Origin of the sequence: Streptomyces cinnamoneus, assembly GCF_014650495.1 — a bacterium.
In the GTDB taxonomy this organism is placed as follows: Bacteria; Actinomycetota; Actinomycetes; order Streptomycetales; family Streptomycetaceae; genus Streptomyces; species Streptomyces cinnamoneus.
Genome location: NZ_BMVB01000016.1, coordinates 17824 through 35695, shown reverse-complemented (window position 1 = coordinate 35695; position 17872 = coordinate 17824). Strand labels below are relative to the sequence as shown.

Annotated in this window: 11 protein-coding genes and 1 pseudogene; 9 read left to right on the top strand and 3 right to left on the bottom strand. The window is 72.3% G+C overall.

The genetic code is table 11. The annotated features are described in order from the left end of the window. Positions 1–71: 71 nt before the first annotated feature. The gene (locus IE182_RS21505) at positions 72–1199 is read left to right on the top strand and encodes a GuaB3 family IMP dehydrogenase-related protein (protein WP_190111544.1); all 1128 of its coding nucleotides are present in this window, start codon (positions 72–74) and stop codon (positions 1197–1199) included. A gap of 123 nt (positions 1200–1322) precedes the next feature. Continuing rightward, a complete protein-coding gene (locus IE182_RS21500; protein ID WP_190111543.1) occupies positions 1323–2468 on the top strand; it encodes a rod shape-determining protein in 1146 nt (381 codons plus the stop codon). Between the two features lie 30 nt (positions 2469–2498). Here IE182_RS21500 and IE182_RS21495 read toward each other — a convergent pair whose 3' ends face one another. Further along, positions 2499–3770, bottom strand: a complete 1272-nt coding sequence (locus tag IE182_RS21495; RefSeq protein WP_190111542.1) for a nucleotide sugar dehydrogenase — start codon at positions 3768–3770, stop codon at positions 2499–2501. Positions 3771–4147: 377 nt separating this feature from the next. Between IE182_RS21495 and IE182_RS21490 the strand changes: the two genes are divergently transcribed. Next, complete coding sequence (locus IE182_RS21490) at positions 4148–5854, top strand: glycerol-3-phosphate dehydrogenase/oxidase (protein WP_190111541.1); 1707 nt, start codon at positions 4148–4150, stop codon at positions 5852–5854. Positions 5855–5902: 48 nt separating this feature from the next. Here the strand turns inward: IE182_RS21490 and IE182_RS21485 are convergent, their stop codons facing one another. Next, on the bottom strand, positions 5903–7036 hold the full coding sequence (locus tag IE182_RS21485; protein WP_190111540.1) for a serine hydrolase domain-containing protein: 1134 nt from the start codon (positions 7034–7036) through the stop codon (positions 5903–5905). Between the two features lie 114 nt (positions 7037–7150). Here IE182_RS21485 and IE182_RS21480 point away from each other — a divergent pair. Both IE182_RS21480 and IE182_RS21475 read left to right on the top strand, forming a co-directional pair. Beyond that, a pseudogene (locus tag IE182_RS21480) lies at positions 7151–8458 on the top strand (serine/threonine-protein kinase); the annotation flags it as partial. A 420-nt stretch (positions 8459–8878) separates the two neighbouring features. After that, entirely contained in the window at positions 8879–11617 is a 2739-nt protein-coding gene (locus IE182_RS21475; RefSeq protein ID WP_229845002.1) for a serine/threonine kinase C-terminal domain-containing protein, read from the top strand. Here IE182_RS21475 and IE182_RS21470 read toward each other — a convergent pair. Then, positions 11599–13209, bottom strand: a complete 1611-nt coding sequence (locus tag IE182_RS21470; RefSeq protein ID WP_190111538.1) for a class I adenylate-forming enzyme family protein — start codon at positions 13207–13209, stop codon at positions 11599–11601. The two genes, IE182_RS21475 and IE182_RS21470, sit on opposite strands and share 19 nt — an antisense overlap. Before the next feature lie 134 nt (positions 13210–13343). Between IE182_RS21470 and IE182_RS21465 the strand changes: the two genes are divergently transcribed. From IE182_RS21465 to IE182_RS21450, 4 genes are all read left to right on the top strand, one after another. Continuing rightward, positions 13344–14543 carry an amidohydrolase family protein gene (locus tag IE182_RS21465; RefSeq protein ID WP_190111537.1) on the top strand — a complete coding sequence of 400 codons (1200 nt, stop codon included), beginning with the start codon at positions 13344–13346 and terminating at the stop codon, positions 14541–14543. A 5-nt stretch (positions 14544–14548) separates the two neighbouring features. Next, the gene (locus tag IE182_RS21460) at positions 14549–15718 is read left to right on the top strand and encodes an acyl-CoA dehydrogenase family protein (protein ID WP_190111536.1); all 1170 of its coding nucleotides are present in this window, start codon (positions 14549–14551) and stop codon (positions 15716–15718) included. Between the two features lie 8 nt (positions 15719–15726). Beyond that, a complete protein-coding gene (locus IE182_RS21455) occupies positions 15727–16752 on the top strand; it encodes an acyl-CoA dehydrogenase family protein (RefSeq protein ID WP_190111535.1) in 1026 nt (341 codons plus the stop codon). Positions 16753–17165: 413 nt separating this feature from the next. Beyond that, on the top strand, positions 17166–17648 hold the full coding sequence (locus tag IE182_RS21450; protein ID WP_190111534.1) for an ATP-binding protein: 483 nt from the start codon (positions 17166–17168) through the stop codon (positions 17646–17648). Positions 17649–17872: the final 224 nt, after the last annotated feature.

Here is a 17872-nt window from a genome sequence, read left to right as displayed (position 1 = left end):
GCGGGCTCCGCCGCGTCGGGGATACTGGTATGCGGCAGACGGAGCGCCAAGGAAAGTGAAAGGCCACAGACGTGACTGAGATCGAGATCGGGCGCGGCAAGCGCGGCCGCCGGGCGTACGCGTTCGACGACATCGCCGTCGTCCCGAGTCGCCGTACCCGCGACCCGAAGGAGGTCTCGATCGCCTGGCAGATCGATGCCTACCGCTTCGAGCTGCCGTTCCTGGCCGCCCCGATGGACTCGGTCGTCTCGCCCGAGACCGCCATCCGGATCGGTGAGCTGGGCGGCCTGGGCGTGCTCAACCTTGAGGGTCTGTGGACCCGCTACGAGGACCCCGAGTCGCTGCTGGCCGAGATCGCCGAGCTGGACGAGACGGCCGCGACCAAGCGCCTCCAGGAGGTCTACGCCGCGCCGATCAAGGAAGAGCTGATCGGGCAGCGCATCAAGGAGGTCCGCGACTCCGGTGTCGTGACCGCCGCCGCGCTCTCCCCGCAGCGCACCGCGCAGTTCTCCAAGGCCGTCGTCGACGCCGGCGTGGACATCTTCGTGATCCGCGGCACGACCGTCTCCGCCGAGCACGTCTCGGGCGCCGCCGAGCCGCTGAACCTCAAGCAGTTCATCTACGAGCTCGACGTCCCCGTCATCGTCGGCGGCTGCGCCACCTACACCGCCGCCCTGCACCTGATGCGCACGGGCGCGGCGGGCGTTCTCGTCGGCTTCGGCGGCGGCGCCGCCCACACCACCCGTAACGTCCTGGGCATCCAGGTCCCGATGGCGACCGCCGTGGCCGACGTGGCCGCAGCCCGCCGCGACTACATGGACGAGTCCGGCGGCCGCTACGTGCACGTCATCGCCGACGGCGGCGTGGGCTGGTCCGGCGACCTGCCGAAGGCCATCGCCTGCGGTGCGGACGCCGTGATGATGGGCTCCCCGCTCGCGCGCGCCACCGATGCCCCGGGCCGTGGCTTCCACTGGGGCATGGAGGCCGTCCACGAGGACGTGCCGCGCGGCAAGCGCATGAACCTCGGCACGGTCGGCTCCACCGAGGAGATCCTCACCGGTCCCTCGCACACCCCGGACGGGTCGATGAACTTCTTCGGCGCGCTGCGCCGGGCGATGGCCACCACGGGCTACAGCGAGCTCAAGGAGTTCCAGCGGGTCGAGGTGACGGTCGCGCCGTCGCAGCACGACAACCGCTGACCCCGCGTCGGCTCCGCGTCGGCCTTTGGGCCCGGTCCGCTTCGGCGGGCCGGGCCTTTCGCGTTGTCCGCGAGCCCCGTTAGCGCCGTATAAACATTCGATCGTAGGGAATACTGGCGACTTATGGCGCAAAGCAAGTCGTTCAGCGGCAGGGACATGGGTATCGACCTCGGCACCGCGAACACGCTGGTGTACGTACGCGGGAAGGGAGTGGTGCTCAACGAGCCCTCGGTCGTCGCCGTCAACGCCGAGGACGGCAGTGTGCTGTCGGTCGGCTCCGAGGCGAAGGAGACCATCGGCCGTACGCCGTCGAGCATCGTCGCCATCCGCCCGCTGCGCGACGGCGTCATCGCCGACTTCGAGATAGCCGAGCGGATGCTGCGGCACTTCATCAAGAAGGTCATGGGCAACCGCCTCTTCTCCCGGCCGCGCGTCGTGGTCTGTGTGCCGTCCGGCATCACGGGCGTCGAGCGCCGCGCCGTCATCGAGGCCGCCTCGCAGGCCGGGGCCCGGCAGGTGCACCTGGTCGAGGAGCCCATGGCGGCGGCGATCGGCGCGGGACTCCCGGTCAGTGAGCCCACCGGCTGCATGGTCGTCGACATCGGCGGTGGCACCACCGAGGTCGCGGTGATCTCGCTCGGCGGCATCGTCACCGCCCGTTCGGTGCGCACGGCCGGCGACGCGATGGACGCGGCCATCATTTCGTACGTCAAGAAGAAGTACGCCATGGCGATCGGCGAACGCACCGCCGAGGACCTCAAGATGAGCATCGGCTCCGCTTCGCCCACCAATTACTTGTCGGAGTCCGGGCTCGCGGCGCTCGCCCGGCACGTGGCGGCCGGCGGCCAGGACGAGGCGGGCGACCCGGAGGAGACCCAGGGCCTGCGGCCCGGCGACCGCTGCACCATCCGGGGCCGGGACCAGGTCAGCGGCCTGCCCAAGACCCTGGAGCTGACGGCCGACGAGATCCGGCACGCCCTGTCCGAGCCGGTGGACGCGATCGTCATGGCCGTGCGTCAGACGCTGGACGAGACGCCGCCGGAGCTGTCCGGCGACATCATGGACCGGGGCATCGTGCTCACCGGCGGTGGCGCGCTGCTGCGCGGCCTGGACGTGCGCCTGAGCAAGGAGCTCGACATCCCGGTGATCATCGCGGACGACCCGCTGGACTGCGTGGCCGTCGGCACCGGGCGCTGCGTGGAGAACTTCGCCTCCCTGCGGACCGTGCTGGACGCCCAGCCGCGGATGCTGTCGACCGGCCGGCTGTAACGGCGCGCCGTCCGGGCGGGGAGCGGTGCCTCACAGGCGGTGCGCCGCTCCCGCCGGGCTCGCGCCGCGGGTGTCGAGCAGCAGCTGTGCCTTGACCGACAGACCCTGCAGGTCGTACTTGCGGTGGTGCTGGAGAAGGACCGTCAGGTCCGCGGCGGCGGCCGCCTCGTGGGGGCAGTCGGCCCTCGGCACGGGGTGGCCGAGGACGCGCCACTGCGGGACGTAGGGGTCGTGGTAGCTGAGCTGGGCACCCATCTCCATCAGCCGGGAGGCGATCTCCCGGGCCGGTGAGCCCTCCTGGTCGCCGACGTCGGGCTTGTAGCCGACGCCGAGCAGCAGGACGCGGGCGCCGCGCGCCGACTTGCCGTGCTCGTTGAGCAGCGTGGCGCAGCGCTGGATGACGTAGCGCGGCATCCGCCCGTTGACCTCCTGGGCGAGCTCCACCATGCGCAGCGGGTAGCCGAGGCTGCGGCCCTTGTAGGAGAGGTAATTGGGGTCGATGGGCACCCCGTGGCCGCCCACCCCGGGGCCCGGCCGGAACGCCTGGAAGCCGAAGGGCTTGGTCTCGGCGCAGCGCACGACGTCCCAGAGGTCGACGCCGATGTCGTGGCAGAAGACCGCCATCTCGTTGGCGAGCGCGATGTTGACGTGCCGGTAGTTGGTCTCCAGGACCTTGACCGCCTCGGCCTCGCGGGGGCCCCGGGCGCGGACGACCCGCTCGCAGACGCGCCCGTAGAAGGCGGCGGCGGCCTCCGTGCAGGCGGGGGTGAGGCCGCCGATGACCTTCGGGGTGTTGGCGTAGGCGTGGTGGCGGTTGCCGGGGTCGAAGCGGCTGGGCGAGTACGCCAGGTGGAAGTCCTGGCCGGCCCGCAGGCCGGAACCGGCTTCGAGGAGAGGGCGCAGGACGTCCTCCGTGGTGCCGGGGTAGACGGGGGACTCCAGGAGCACGGTGGTGTGCGGGCGCAGCCGCGGCGCGAGGGTGCGGGCGGCATCGGTGATGGCGCTCAGGTCCAGGGCCCGGTCCTCGCCGAGGCGGGTGGGTGCGCAGATCACGGCCGTACGGACCCGGCCCAGCTCGACGTCCTCGGTCGTGGCGCGGAAGCCGGCGTTGAGCATGCGGCGGATCCCGGCGACGGTGAGACAGCCGTCGGCGCCCTCGGAGGGCATGCGCCCGGCGCGCAGCTCGGCGACGGTGTGGGCGTCGGGGTCGTAGCCGACGGTGGGGATGCCCGCGGCCGTGGCGGCCTGGGCGAGGGGGAGTCCGAGGTGGCCGAGGCCGATGACGGCGAGATCTGCGGGCATGGCGGGATGCGGTCCTTCCCGGAGGGGATTCCGGCGGTTTCCGACGGGTTTCCGGCGGGGATCAGCCGTTACATCAGGTTAGGCGGATATATGACTGTTATCCGGTATTGCCGCGGCGTGGCACGCCCGCCACACGCTGCCCGGATGCCGTCCTGCCGGACTCCGGCGCGGCCGAAGCGGCCGATCTGGGGCAGCATCGAAGGAGAACGGGCGCGGCCCCGGCGCGACGGGGCCGTGGCGCCGGCCGTGGTCCCGGGGCGGAGCAGGGCGCCGTGCGGGCGCGTCGCGACAGCGGCGCGGGCCCGGCAGGGCGTGGCGGCACCGGCAGCGGCAGGTCACCGGCAGCGGCGGCGAGAGCGGCCAGGCAGGAGGCAGCGGTGAGGACAGCGACACTCGGGCCGGCCGAGCGCGGAGCGGCGCTCGCCCGGATGGCGGAGCGGGAACTGGACATCCTGGTGGTCGGCGCCGGCGTCGTCGGCGCGGGCACCGCGCTGGACGCGGCCACCCGCGGCCTGGCCACCGGGCTCGTGGAGGCCCGGGACTGGGCGGCGGGCACCTCCAGCAGGTCCAGCAAGCTCATCCACGGCGGACTGCGCTACCTGGAGATGCTCGACTTCGCCCTCGTGCGCGAAGCCCTCAAGGAGCGCGGACTGCTGCTGCAGCGCCTCGCCCCGCACCTGGTCAAGCCGGTGCCCTTCCTCTACCCACTGCAGCACCGGGGATGGGAGCGCTTCTACGCCGGCTCGGGCGTGGCCCTCTACGACGCCATGTCCCTCTCCTCCGGGCACGGCCGCGGCCTGCCCACCCACCGCCACCTCACCCGCAGAAAGGCCCTGCGGGTCGCTCCCTGCCTGCGCAAGGACGCACTGATCGGCGCCCTGCAGTACTACGACGCCCAGATGGACGACGCCCGCTACGTCACCACCCTCGTCCGCACCGCGGCCGCCTACGGCGCCGACACCGCCAACCGCGCCCGCGTCGTCGGCTTCCTCCGCGAGGGCGAGCGCGTTGTCGGCGCCCGGGTGCGCGACCTGGAACAGGGCGGCGAGTTCGAGATCCGGGCCCGGCAGGTCGTCAACGCCACCGGCGTGTGGACGGACGACACCCAGCAGCTCATCGCCGAGCGCGGCCAGTTCCACGTACGGGCCTCCAAGGGCATCCACCTGGTCGTGCCGAAGGACCGCATCCACTCCACCACCGGGCTGATCCTGCGCACCGAGAAGAGCGTCCTCTTCGTCATCCCCTGGGGCCGGCACTGGATCATCGGCACGACGGACACCGACTGGGACCTGGACAAGGCCCACCCGGCGGCTTCCAGCGCCGACATCGACTACCTGCTGGAGCACGTGAACTCGGTGCTCGCCGTGCCCCTCACCCGCGACGACGTCCAGGGCGTCTACGCCGGGCTGCGCCCGCTGCTGGCCGGCGAGTCCGACGCCACCAGCAAGCTCTCCCGCGAGCACACCGTGGCCCACCCCGTGCCGGGGCTGGTGGTCGTGGCGGGCGGCAAGTACACCACGTACCGCGTGATGGCGAAGGACGCCGTGGACGAGGCGGTGCACGGCCTGACCCAGCGGGTGGCCGACTGCGTCACGGAGGACGTGCCGCTGGTGGGCGCCGAGGGCTACCGGGCGCTGTGGAACGGCCGGGCCCAGATCGCCCGGCGCACCGGACTGCACGTGGCGCGCGTCGAGCACCTGCTCAACCGCTACGGCTCGCTCGTCGACGAGGTGCTGGGCTACGTCACCGCCGACCCGGCGATGGGCGAACCGCTGACGGGCGCCGACGAATACCTGCGGGCCGAGGTCGTCTACGCCGCCTCGCACGAGGGGGCGCGCCATCTGGACGACGTCCTCACCCGGCGGACCCGGATCTCGATCGAGACCTTCGACCGGGGCACGCGCTGCGCCCGCGAGGCCGCCGAGCTGATCGCGCCGGTGCTGGGCTGGGACGGGGCCCAGGTCGACAAGGAGGTCGAGCACTACGAGAAGCGCGTGGAGGCCGAGCGTGAGTCCCAGCGGCAGCCCGACGACCTGACAGCGGACGCGGCCCGGCTGGGCGCGCCGGAGATCCAGCCCATCTAGGCCCCTGTCACCCTGCTCCCGCCGTTCAGCCCGTCCTGCCCTCGCCGTTCAGCCGTCCCGGTCGGGCCGGGAGCAGAAGTCCTCGCGGAGGAGCTCTGCCTCGGCCCCGGTGGGCGGCCGGGTGTCGCTGTTGACGCGGTAGCTGACCACGTGCCGGCCGTCGGCGGTGCCCAGCGTCTGGACGTAGGAGCCGTTGATCTCGCCGTTGTGCCCCCAGACCGTGCGCCGGCACGGCAGCCGCACGGGGAAGACGCCCATGCCGTAGCGGCCGCCGGTGGCCTTCGTGTCCAGCATGGTGCGCAGCTCGGGCGCGGCCAGCAGCTCGCCGCCGAGGAGCGCGGCGAAGAGGCGGTTGAGGTCGGGGAGGGTGGAGACCATCTCTCCGGCGGCACCTGCGACGGACGGGTTGAGCTCGGTGACGTCGCGCGGGGAGCCGCCTGCTGACGCGCTGTAGGCCCGGCCGTGCGGGGCGGGGAGCGTGGTGCGGGTGCCGGGGAAGCTGGTACCGGAGAGGCGCAGGGGGGTGATGACGCGGCGTAGGGCCTCGGTGGCGTAGGAGTGGCCGGTGACCTGACGGATGACCATACCGAGGAGGAGGTAGTCGGTGTTGGAGTAGTGGTACCGGGCGCCGGGCGGCGCGTACGGGGCGTGTGCGACGGCGGTCCGTACCAATGTCTCGGGCGAGTGGGCGGTGAGGCGGTGGTCGGTGACGTCGTGGAAGAGGGCGAGGTCGTCGGTGTACGAGAACAGCCCGCTGGTGTGGGTGAGGAGTTGGCGGACCGTGACATCCCGCCCGTACCGGACGCGCCGGACCGCGTCGGCGGTGGGTTGCGGGAGGTGGCCGGTGACCGGATCGTCCACCTTCAGCCGGTGCTCGGCCGCCAGCTGGAGTACGACGACGGCGATGACCGTCTTGGTGATGCTCCCGGCGCGGAAGCGGTCCGTGAGGCCGATGGGACGTCCGCTCCGTACGTCCGACACGCCCGCGGTGGCGAACCGGAGGGCACCTTGAGCATCTTGTGACAGCTCGGCCGCGCCGGGAACCGTCCGCGCAGAAACCAGGTCCTGTAGAGGGGAGCGGGCGACGTCGCCACCGCATCCCGTCATCGCCGACACCGTTACGGCGCAGGTCAGCGCGGCCATGGTCGCGGTGAGTCGCGGGCGGGCGGTGCGCGTCGGCATGCGCCCATCATCCACGGCCTCCCGGACCCTGGCCTTCCACTGGTCCGCGGATGAGAGACAATGGTCGCTCTGCCAGGGTCGGTTGGTCGCAGAGCTGATTGCCAGAGGGGACGCATGTCGGAGGCGGAGCAGACGCAGGGCACGACAGGGCGCCTCCTCGCCGGGCGATACCGCCTCGGGGACGTCCTCGGGCGCGGTGGCATGGGCACGGTCCACCGGGCGACGGACGAGACGCTGGGCCGGGCAGTCGCGGTGAAGGAGCTGCGATTCCCGGCCAACATCGACGAGGACGAGAAGCGCCGTCTCATCACGCGGACACTGCGTGAGGCGAAGGCCATTGCCCGCATCCGCAGTGCGGGCGCGGTCACCGTCTTCGACGTCGTGCACGAGGACGACCGGCCGTGGATCGTCATGGAGCTCATCGAGGGCCGTTCCCTCGCCGAGGTCATCCGGGAGGACGGGCCGCTGAAGTGGCGCAGAGCCGCCGAGGTCGGCCTCGCCGTCCTCGACGTGCTGCGCGCCGCGCACCGCGAGGGCATCCTGCACCGCGACGTGAAGCCCTCCAACGTGCTCATCGCCGATGACGGCCGTGTCGTCCTGACCGACTTCGGCATCGCCCAGGTCGAGGGCGACCCGTCGGTCACCTCGACCGGCATGCTCGTCGGCGCGCCCTCGTACATATCCCCCGAGCGCGCCCGCGGCCAGAAGCCCGGCCCCCCGGCGGACCTGTGGTCCCTGGGCGGTCTGCTCTACGCCGCCGTGGAGGGCGCCCCTCCGTACGACAAGGGGTCGGCCATAGCGACCCTGACGGCCGTGATGACGGAGCCCCTGGGACCGCCCAGGAACGCGGGCCCCCTGGAGGGCGTCATGTACGGGCTGCTCGCCAAGGACCCGCAGAAGCGCCTGGACGAGGCCGGCGCCCGGGCCCTGCTGACCGACGCCGTCAACGCCCCGGACGAGCGCCTGCCCAGGGCGCCCGAGCCGACCCCGGACCTGGACGCGACCCAGGCCCTGTCCCTGCCGCCCATACCGGAGACGCCCCACAGGGCGGCCTCCTCGTCGTCCCGGGGCAGGAAGGGCGGCTACGGCTACGACGGCCGGTCGTCCTCCTCCGGCGCACACTCCTCGCACTCCTCGGCCGGACCGTCCGCCACGGGCCGTCCGAACCCGGCCCCGGCCTCCGCCGCCGGCGCGCGCCCGGGCGGGCGCAATGCGGCGGGCAACGCGGCCACCCAGCGCACGCCGGGTGCCTTCCGCCCGCTGCGGGACGCGACCCCGGGCGGCTCGTCGGTGACCGCCGAGTCCGCCGGTCCGGCGCAGCCGGTGAAGCTGAGGGTGGGCAGCGTCGCCGCCCGCAGCCGCGCGGGCGCGCGCACCGGCACGTACGGCCGGGCGTCGATTTCCGACATCGTGCCGCGCCGGGTGCTGCTCATCGCGGCGGTGGTCGTTGTGCTGGCCGTCATCGGCACCGTGCTGGCCTTCAGCCTGAGCGGCGACGACAAGAGCGAAAACGGCAAGGGCGGTTTGTCCCCCGCGCACAAGAAGGCGTCGATCGCCCCCGCCGCGGTGCTCTATGACGCCCCGGCAGGCTTCCCGGGCGCGCACTGACGCAGGTGGCGCGCGGGCCGGAAGACCCGCGCGCCACGTCGGGCGCATAACGGGCGGCGTGCCGGGGGACGTACTGAGCCGTACGGGCCCGAAGGGGCGGGTTCGGCACGTATCGTGAGTCGTCGTGGACCGTACGCAACCGCAATAAGCGGCTGAACGACCGGCTTTGGCGGTTGTGCGGGGCAATGGTGGTGCATCGCACGCTGGGGCGGATCGCACGATTGGGGAGGCGTCGTGGACGAGTACGCGGGCCGGGTGCTCGCCGACCGCTATCGCCTGCCGTTGCCACCCTCCGACGCCTTCGAACTCGTCGAGACGCGGGCCTTTGACACCTACAGCGGGCAGGAGGTCCTGGTCCGCCAGATTCCCCTGCCGGAGGTCGTGGACGCCGAGGTCCTGGGCGACGACCCCCCTGGAGCCAGCGCGACCGGGACCGGGACCGCAGCGATGCCCGGAACCCGGACGCCGGGCGCCGGCCCCGGCGCGGCAACGGGCGGCGCGGTGCCCGGTGCGGGTGCGGGAACGGGTGCAGGGAGGGCGTCCGCTTTTGGGGCCGTGCCCGGCCAGCGCGGGGCGTCCGGGGCCGGTGCGAGGGCCGGGAGCGGGCTCCGCGAACGGGCCGGCTTCGGCGGCCGGCCCGGTGGCGCGGGGCGCAGCGGCCAGGGCGCGAGCGACCCGGCGGTGCGTCGTGCGCTGGCGGCTGCGACCGCCGCCGCGCAGGTGCCCGACCATCCGCGGCTCGACCAGGTCTTCCATGTCTTCGCCGAGGCGGGCAGCCTCTGGATCGTCAGCGAACTCGTCTCGGCCCGCCCGCTCGCCGCCCTGCTCGCCGAGCGCACGCTCTCCCCGCACCGCGCGGCGGAGGTCGCCGCGGACGTCCTCACCGCCCTGCGCGCCCTGCACGCCCAGGGCTGGACCCACCGCAACATCACCGCCCGTACCGTCCTCATCTGCGACGACGGCCGCGCCATCCTCACCGGCCTCGCCGCCGGAGCGGCCGAAGAGGCCCTCTGCGGATACGACCCCGTGCCGGCGCCCTCCGCCCCCCACGGCGCGGCGGACCGCCCGTACGCGCCGGGCCCCGCGGGTGCCGGCGCGGGGCAGCCCGGCCCGGGGAGCCCCGGCGCCGGGGCCGCGGGCGGTGGGACCGCGGGCGGTGGGTACCGCGACCAGGGAACGGCGGGCGGCGCCTACCGGGACCAGGGCGCTGCGGGCGGCTTCGTGCGGCCCGATGCTGCCGGCACAGGCCGTCCGGGTGAGGCGCAGAACGCACGCGACGTACGAGCGGTGCGCTCCGGGGCGATTGCCGCCTACCACGCCGCCGCCCGCGCTGCTGCGGCCCGGGTCGCAGCCGAAGCCAAGCCCGGACTGCCGACCGGGGCATCCACCTGGGGCGGCGGCAGCGCCGCCAGCGGGACCGCCCCCGCCCCCGGAGCCAAGTCCGCGCGGAACACGCCCCCTGCCCCGCACGCTGCCCTGCCCGGGGCGGCTCCGCTCCCCGCGCAGGCTTCCGGTCCCCTTGCGCCGCACCCTCCGGCCCCCGTGGCGGAGGAGCGCAGTCCGGCCGAGGGCCCCGCGCCCGCCCCCGCCCCCGCTCCATGGGCGGACGGCTGGGCCTACCCCGGTGGCCCCGGCAGCGCCGTGGCCGCCGAACGGGCCCGGCAGGCGCGCATGGTGGTCGTCGGCGCCGTCACCGAGCGCTGGGCACCCGAGCAAGCCTGGCCGATCCAGGAGAACTGGCAGCTCGCACCCCCCGTCGGCCCCGCCGCCGACCTGTGGGCGCTCGGCGCGCTGCTCTTCCGCGTCGTCCAGGGACACGCGCCCTACCCGGAGGACAGCACGACCGAGCTCGTCCAGGTCGTCTGCGCCGAACCGCCCGCATACGCCGAGGAGTGCGGAGCGCTGCGGCCCGTCGTCGAGTCGCTGATGCGGAAGGACCCGACCGAGCGACCGGAGTTCGAGGAGCTGCGGGGCTGGCTCCGCTCACTCATCCGGTCCGCGCCGGAGCCGGACATCGGCAGCCGTACGGTCACCGTGCCGTCGATCGGCGCCCCTGCCCCCGCGGACCCGCGCCGGCTGCCGGTGGTCCGTCGCCGCGGCGAGCTGGTCCGCCGTCGGCGCGCCCGTACCGCCGCCTCCACCGCCGGTCCGGCGCCCGCCGCCGCGCACGGGCGGCACAAGAAGACGGTCAAGGAGAGCGGCAGGGCGGCCCGGCCCCAGGAGCGGAGCGGCTTCCACTCCACCGGTCATCTGCAGGAACAGCGGGTCCGTACGGCTCCCGCCCCGCAGCGCCTGGGGCGCCTTCTCCTCGGCCTGATCCTGCTCGCCCTGATCGGGGCCGTGCTGTACGCCCTGCTGTTCATGCCGCGTGCGGAGGAGAGCGCAGGCCAGGCCCCGGCGGACCGCACCGGTTCGGCGGGCGCGCTGAGTGCGGCCCCCAACAACCCCGGCTCCAACGGCAGAGTGGGTCAGACCTCCGCCACCGGCGCGCAGAACGAGCGGACCGAGGAGCGCGGCGGCGCGAAGGGGTTCACCACGCGCAAGGCCCCCCAGGGCTTCACCATCGCCGTCGCCAAGGACTGGCAGCGCCGTGGCGAGAACGACCGCGGCCAGGTCGTCTACGTCGGCGGCGACTACGAACTGATCGTGGTGCCGGGCCGGGACAAGGCGTCGGAGTTCGGCAACGACCCGATGGCCTACCAGCAGGACAAGGAGCCCGAGCTGGCCCCGTACCGCTCGTCCTCCTGGTCGGGCGCCTCCGGCCTGCGCCGCAGCGACGTGGGCGGCACGGCGACGGCGGAGGGCACGTTCAACTGGAACGACAGCAGCGGACGGCAGGTCTACGTCCGCAACGCCGCCATGCTCCTCGGCGGCCGCTACCACCTCATCCAGGTGCGCGGGCCGATGGATGAACAGCGCTCGATCGACGGCTTCTTCGAGCAGGCCATGGCCACCTACCGGGCGAACGGCTGACGATCGGACGAGGGCGGGCTGGAGAAGCGCTCGCGCAGCTTGTACTTCAGCACCTTGCGGAGGGTGTCGTTGCGCGGCAGCGCGTCGACGACTTCCAGCTGCTCGGGCAGCTTGTGCACCGCCAGACCTGCGGCCCTCAGATGGGCGGTCACGTCCGCGAGGGTCAGGGGAGCGGCTCCTTCGGGCTGCTGGACCACCGCACAGACGCGCTCTCCGCGTGCGGCGTCGGGAAGCCCGACGACAGCCACGTCCTCGACTCCGGGGTGGCCGTGGAGGAGCTGTTCGATCTCCTGCGCGGAGACGTTCTCGCCCTTGCGGACGATGACGTCCTTCGCGCGCCCGGTGAGCACGAGGTAACCGTCCTCGGTGAGGTGACCGAGATCGCCGGTGCGCAGGAAACCGTCGGCGTCGAACGCCTCGGCGGTCTGGCGCGGGTCGAGATAGCCGCGGAAGACGGCCTCGCCGCGCAGCCGTACCTCCCCGTCCGTACCGATGGGGACCGGCATGCCGTCCGGGCTCGTGATCCGGATCGTCATCCCGGTGGCCGGCCTGCCCTCCGTGCCGGCCAGTCTCTCCTCCGGGTCATCCGGACTCCCCATGGTGATCATGGGTGCCTCGGTCATGCCGTAGCCGTGGGTGAGGCGGCAGCCCAGTTCCCGGACGACCGCGTGGTGCAGCTCGGGCGGCTTCGGCGCCCCGCCGCCCGCCATGAGGCGCAGGGCCGGGAGGATCCTGCGACCGGGGGCCTTGCGCTGCTCGGCGAGGAACATGGCGTAGAAGACCGTCGACCCGCCCGCCACTGTGACGCCGTGGCGGCGATAGGCGGCCAGTGAGTCCGGCAGGGCGAAGTGCTCCAGGAGGAGCACCGGGAAGCCGCGCAGCAATGCCATCACCATGTAGTCGGGCCCGCCCACGTGCGCAAAGGGGAAGGCCATGGAACCGACATCGTTCGGGGTGAGGCCGAGCGCGTCGGCGAGGTGGGTGCCCGAGGCGATGAGGCTGCGGTCCATGTGCAGGACGCCCTTGGGGTCGGAGGTGGTGCCGGACGTCCAGTAGATCCAGCGGACGTCCGTACCGCTTGTGGGCGCAGGCGGAAGCGCGGCGGGATCGGCCTCCGGAAGGGCGTCGTACGCCGGGAACACCAGCGGCGGGTGGGGCAGCGTTCCCGCGATGCGCCGGGCCATCGCGGTGTGGTCGAACCCCCGCCAGGTACCCGGGACGGCGAGGTGGCGTGCCCCGGTCGTCCGCAGGGCATGCCCGACCTCGCGGTCGCGACAGGAGGGGATCAGGGGCGTCTGGACGGCACCCAGACGGGCCAGGGCCAGGCTCAGGACGACGGTCTCGATGCGCGTGGGCAGCTGCCACGCCACGCGGCTGCCGGGACGCACACCCTGTGCGTACAGCCCGGCGGCGACGCGCTCGGCACGCTCCCGCAGTGCGCCGAACGTCACCCGCCGGTCGCCGCCCGGCGCCGCCGGCTCGTCGGCCTGGATGAGAGCGGGGGCACCGGGCGTGAGGGCCGCCCGCCGCGCGAGAAGCTCCCACAGCGTGGGCGAGCCGGACAGGTCGCCGTCGGCATCTGCCAGACGCATGGCCGTCGCCTCCTTGGGTCTGACGAAGCGTCATATTGCGCCGGAGCGTAGGGCGTATGCGCTTGTCGGTCCAGGGGTCGGCGGCTAGCCTCCTGAACTGAACTGACGGTCCGTCAGAATAGCGAGGGAGTGCCATGGACCTGCCGCGCATCGTCAGTGTCGACGACCATGTGATCGAACCCGCCCACCTCTTCGAGACGTGGCTCCCGGCCAAGTACCGCGACCGAGGCCCCCGCCCCATGACCGCAGGCATCGGCGAGCTGGAGTACACCGGCGGGAAGTACCGCATCACCATGGACCCCGACGGGCGGCCCACCGACTGGTGGATCTACGAGGACCTCCGGTTCCCGTACAAGCGCAACATCGCGGCGGTCGGCTTCCACCGGGACGACATGACGCTGGAGGGCATCACCCGGGAAGAGATGCGCCGCGGCTGCTGGGACCCGGCGGCTCGGCTGAAGGACATGGACCTCAACCACGTCGAGGCGTCCTTGTGCTTCCCGACCTTCCCCCGCTTCTGCGGGCAGACCTTCGCGGAGGCGCACGACAAGGAAGTGGCCCTCGCGTGCGTACGCGCCTACAACGACTGGATGGTCGACGAGTGGTGCGGCGACAGCGGCGGCCGGCTCATCCCGCTGTGCATCATCCCTCTCTGGGACATCGATCTCGCCGTCGCCGAGGTCCGGCGCAACGCCGACCGGGGTGTACGCGCCCTCACCTTCAGCGAGCTGCCCACCCACCTGGGCCTGCCCAGCATCCACACCGGCTACTGGGACCCGCTCTTCGCCCTCTGCCAGGAGACGGGGACCGTCGTCAACATGCACATCGGCTCCTCCTCGCAGATGCCCGCAACCTCCCCCGACGCGCCGACGGCCGTACAGGCGACCTTGTCGTTCAACAACGCCATGGCCTCGATGTCGGACTTCCTCTTCAGTGGCGTGCTCGTCCGCTTCCCCCGCCTCACCCTCGCCTACAGCGAGGGTCAGATGGGATGGATCCCCTACGTGCTGGAACGCGCTGACGACGTGTGGCGGGAACACCGTGCCTGGGGCGGGGTGCGCGATGTGATCCCCGAGCCGCCCTCCACGTACTACTACCGGCAGATCTTCTGCTGCTTCTTCCGCGACAAACACGGAATCGCCTCACTCGATGCGGTGGGCCGCGACAACGCCACCTTCGAGACCGACTACCCGCACGTGGACTCCACCTTCCCCCACACCAAACGGGTGGCCCTCGACCATGTGAAGGGCCTCGACGACGAGACCGTCCACAAGCTCATGCGGGGCAATGCCATCCGGATGCTCGGCCTGGACCTCGACACCCCCGCGGCCTGACCGCCATGGACCTCCAACCCACCGCAGAGGAGGAAGAGTTCCGGCAAGGGCTGCGGGCCTGGCTGGCCGCCACCCTGCCGCATCTGCCCCCCAAGCCGGCACCGGCTGACTGGCCCGCCCGTCGCGCCTATGACTGTGACTGGCAGCGGGCGCTGTACGACGCCGGATACGCGGGCCTGCACTGGCCCGTCGACGCCGGGGGCCGGGGCGCCACCCCTGCCCAGCACCTGATCTTCCTGGAGGAGACGGAGCTGGCCGGAGCGCCGTACGTGGGCGCCAACTTCGTGGGTCTGCTGCACGCCGGACCGACGATCGCGGCGGAGGGAACAGCCGCCCAGCGTGCCCGCTGGCTGCCACCGATCCTGCGGGGCGAGGAAGTGTGGTGTCAGGGGTTCTCCGAACCGGAGGCCGGCTCGGACCTCGCCTCCCTGCGCACCCGCGCGGTCCGGGACGGCGACGACTACGTCGTCACCGGCACCAAGATCTGGACCTCGCACGCCGAGGTCGCCGACTGGTGCGAGCTGCTCGCCCGCACCGGCCCCGCCGGCTCCGGGCACCGGGGGATCTCCTGGATCGCGATGCCGATGGACGCCCCCGGGGTGACGGTCCGCCCCCTCCGGACCCTCGCCGGCTCCACCGAATTCGCCGAACTGTTCCTGGACGACGTGCGGATACCGGCCGGACACCGGGTCGGTGCCGAGAACGACGGCTGGCGCGTCACCATGGTCACCCTCGCCTTCGAGCGTGGCACCGCCTTCGCCGGCGAGATCGTCGCCTGCCGCCGCACCCTGGTCCAGCTGGCCCGGACGGCCCGGGAGAACGGCCGGTGGGACGACGCCGTCCTGCGACGCCGACTGGGCAGACTCAACGCCGTCTTCACGGCCCTGTGGCGCCTGGTGCAGTGGAATACGAGCGAGGCCCAGGCATCGCTCATCGCCGGCGGCAGCGGCCTCCCCGGCATCGGCGGGTCGGTCTTCAAACTCCGCTATTCCCAGGCCCGCCAGGAGCTGTACGACGCGGCGGCCGAGATCCTGGGCCCGCACTCCCTGGACGCCGGCCGGCTGTGGACCGCCGAGCGCCTGTCCTCTCTCGCCTACACCATCGCCGCCGGTACCTCCCAGATCCAGCAGAACATCATTGCCGAGCGCATCCTCGGCCTGCCCAGAGGACGGTGAGAGCGGTCATGGATTTCCGGCTGAGCGACGATCAACGCGCCGTGCAGACGGCGATGCGGGAACTCCTGGCGGCGCACTTTCCGCGGGAGAAGCTCCGGCAAGTGGTGGATGCGGGGGAGCAGGACCAGGGCTTCGACCGGGCTCTGTGGCACGAGCTGGGTAAGGCCGGCTTCTTCTCCCTGAGACTGCCCGAGAAGGACGGCGGTGCGGGCCTCGGCCTGCCGGAGGCGGTGCTCCTCTTCGAGGAGGCCGGGCGCGCCCTGCTGGCCGGCCCGCTCGTCGCCACGCACCTTGCCGCGGGGGTGGTGCCCGGCGCCGCCGAGGGCACGGCCGTGGTGACGGCCCTGGACCGGCCCGGCATGGTCGGCCACCTTGCCGCGGCCGACGCCGTTCTGCTCCTCGACGGCCCGGCACCCCGGATCCTGCGGACGGGCGGAGAAGAAGCGCTGAAAGTGCTCGCGGCCCGGCCCGTCCGGTCGGTCGACCCCGCCACCCCCCTCCATCACATCGAGCGTCTGTCCCCGCTGCCGGGGGCGACGCCGCTGAGCGACGCAGGTGATGCTGCCCGCCTGCGTCGGGAGGCGGCCCTGCTGACCGCCGCCGAACAACTCGGCAGCGCCCTCCGGACTCTGGAAATGGCGGTCCGCCACGTAAAGAACCGCAGCCAGTTCGGTCGCCCGATAGGGGCTTTCCAAGCCGTGCAACACCTCTGCGCCCGCATGCTCGTCCGTACGGAACTCGCACGCAGTAGCGTGTACGCCGCGTCGCCGGCAATTACGGTCAGTGACACGTGGGCGGCCAAAGTGCTCTCCGACGAGGCTGCTGTCCGTAATGCCCGTGACTGTTTGCAACTGCATGGCGGCACGGGTTTCACCTGGGAAGCGGAAGTCCACCTGCATCTCAAGCGGGCCTGGCTGAGGCTTGAACACTGGCAGACGCCGGCGGACGGGGAAGAGGCGCTGGCCGCCGCGCTTCTCGACGGTTCGGAAAATTGCTCGACGGAAATCGCGAATCACCCGAATGGCGCTACGTAATCGGTGTGGGTGAATTATGCGCCTTGCGGCGGATAAGTGATCACGCTGCGTCGATATCGACTTGTGTTCTTCGCGTTACTCGTCACAGTGCGGAGTCGGGCCGGGTTTCGGGTACTCTCCGTGGGATGCGAGTAGTTCAGGGCCGCAGCAAAACCGGTGATGCCGGAGCGGCTGAGTCGCGGGCGGAAATGCCCCTCGTTCACGTCGCTACGAGGTTCGAAAGAACTCGTTGTTCGAGTCCCAGCAGCGCGCGTCGCACAGTATGCAGCACGCATACTCCTTTGCGCCGGAATATGCCTGAAGCGCTTGTTGGGGTAACTGTACGTCAACCATGCTGTCTCGCAGCGGGATCACGTTCCGTGACCCCCCTGAGACGCGAGGCGTTGTGTCCGCCGGTTCGGATGGTGTGAGCGGTGCAGGTGCTTCAGATGCAGATGGAGGTCCGGGCCGACCCCGCGGAGGTGGGGCGGGCCCGCAGGTGGGCGCGGTCGCGGCTTGCCGGATCCGGCATAGGGGCCGATGAGCCCGTGGCGGAGACGCTGATCCTGCTGATCTCCGAGTTGGTCACCAATGCGGTCGTCCACACGGGATGCCCCGCCGTGCTGCGGATGCTCTTCCCCGGCGCGGCCGGCGCCGCCGCCGCGGGTGCGGTCGGCGGACGTGTCGACACCGTCCGCGTCGAAGTGACCGACATCAGCGCCCGGCCGCCGAGGCGGCGGTGCGCCGAGGGTGATGACACCGGAGGCAGGGGGCTGGAGCTGGTGGACGGCCTCGCCGACCGCTGGGGCTGGCACCGCGAGGGTGCCGGGAAGCGCATCTGGTGCGAGGTCGACCGCGGTGGACCGATCTGGAGTGGCGCTTTTGAGCCACAACACGCCGCGACAAATCGGGCTTAGTCGACAAAGTCCAGACCGGGTGTTGACGTGAAGTGTTCACGTGATCACCCTTGGGTGCAGCGATTCGTTGCGAGGGGACGTCGAGAGGCCCAGGTGACCAGGGCTGCCTTGGCGAGTGCGGGTCGCGTCCGGCGCGACAACAGGGCTCAGGCGCCGGAGCTGGGTGGCGGCGTACGGTGCCGTGCTCGGGGTGCGCATCTGTACGCCGCCGCCCGCCCGAACCG

What these genes read in the sequence shown, in the direction of transcription:
- IE182_RS21500 (WP_190111543.1), top strand. Translation starts at nt 1,323, where the DNA reads ATGGCGCAAAGCAAGTCGTTCAGCGGCAGGGACATGGGTATCGACCTC.
- IE182_RS21460 (WP_190111536.1), top strand. Translation starts at nt 14,549, where the DNA reads ATGGACCTCCAACCCACCGCAGAGGAGGAAGAGTTCCGGCAAGGGCTG.
- IE182_RS21465 (WP_190111537.1), top strand. Translation starts at nt 13,344, where the DNA reads ATGGACCTGCCGCGCATCGTCAGTGTCGACGACCATGTGATCGAACCC.
- IE182_RS21455 (WP_190111535.1), top strand. Translation starts at nt 15,727, where the DNA reads ATGGATTTCCGGCTGAGCGACGATCAACGCGCCGTGCAGACGGCGATG.
- IE182_RS21485 (WP_190111540.1), bottom strand. Translation starts at nt 7,036, where the DNA reads ATGCCGACGCGCACCGCCCGCCCGCGACTCACCGCGACCATGGCCGCG.
- IE182_RS21495 (WP_190111542.1), bottom strand. Translation starts at nt 3,770, where the DNA reads ATGCCCGCAGATCTCGCCGTCATCGGCCTCGGCCACCTCGGACTCCCC.
- IE182_RS21470 (WP_190111538.1), bottom strand. Translation starts at nt 13,209, where the DNA reads ATGCGTCTGGCAGATGCCGACGGCGACCTGTCCGGCTCGCCCACGCTG.